Source organism: Aureispira sp. CCB-QB1 (assembly GCF_000724545.1).
Classification (GTDB): Bacteria; Bacteroidota; Bacteroidia; order Chitinophagales; family Saprospiraceae; genus Aureispira.
In genome coordinates, this window is the sequence record NZ_JHBV01000058.1 from 1 (window position 1) to 1258 (window position 1258).

Consider the following 1258-nt stretch of genomic DNA (forward strand, 5'->3'; position numbering starts at 1 on the left):
TAGACATTATCGTACATTAAAACTGTAAACAAAAAAGTGAAAAAAAAGTATAAATACAAGAAAGTAGTGTGAAAAAGGTAGAAAACATTATGGTATAAAATACCGATCGTGATATTTAACCCCACACTACACTATAAAAATCGGACAGTTCTTTGGAGCAATTTGTTTAAAACAGAAAAAGACTCTGTGTAACGATGATGATTCTTTTTTTTCATTTTAAAAAATAGATCCCAATGAGTACTTATACAACTATTATTGGAATTGATGTCAGTAAAAATGTTTTAGATATTAACGAATTAACAAATTCAAATAACAAAAGTTATTCAATTAAAAATACAAATCTAGAAATAAGGATATGGTTATCTAAGATAAAAACAAAAAATACTTTATTTGTCTTAGAACCGACTGGCTGTTACAGTCAACGAGTCTTATACTTTTTAAGAAATTTAAGTTTCGACGTATCCCTTGTTAATCCTAGTCAAAGCCATAATTTCATGCAAGTACTAGGTATCACTAATAAAAATGATGTACAAGCAGCCAAAGCATTAGCTTTGATGGGACAACGTTTAGACTTGCCTTTATACAACCATCGAACAGATGATATGGAAAACCGAAAACAACTTTTGACAACGATAAGTGGCTTAAAAAAGCAACGTCAAATGCTAAAAAATCAACTGCATGCTTTTAATCACCAAATTGTATTTGCGACTAAAGCTGTAGAATCATTAAAAACAATTTTACAAACCGTAGAGATTGAAATTCAAGAACTAGAAGAGCAATTAAATACGCTTGATGATGAGGAGATAGAACATCAACTGGAATTGATGCAATCAGTTGTTGGGATTGGATCTAAAACAGCACAGGCATTAATCTGTGCAACAGGAGGTATACAAAATTTCAAGCAACCACAGCAACTAGCTAAGTTTCTAGGTCTTGCTCCTTCTTCTCATATTTCTGGATCTTCTGTTTATAAAAAAGGAGGAATAACAAAAAAAGGAAACGCAGAAGTTCGAGCATGCTTATATATGGCTACCCGAAGTGCTAGGAAATATAATAAAAGTTGTAAAGATTTATACGATCGTTTGCGAAGCATCGGAAAATGCCACAAGGTTGCTGCTGTTGCTGTTATGCATAAACTTGTCAAACAGGTTTTTGGCGTTGTCAAATCTGGTAATCCTTTTGATAACCAGTATTATTTAAAATTTAATGTAAATTAATCACTTTTTTGTTTGCATATATACACAGTTCATCACGAATT

The 1258-nt window shown here is 31.6% G+C and carries 1 protein-coding gene; it reads left to right on the top strand.

All coding sequences use genetic code 11. The features are described 5' to 3' along the window. Positions 1 to 233 precede the first annotated feature (233 nt). Entirely contained in the window at positions 234 to 1217 is a 984-nt protein-coding gene (locus CG11_RS26085; protein WP_052599911.1) for an IS110 family transposase, read from the top strand. Positions 1218 to 1258: the final 41 nt, after the last annotated feature.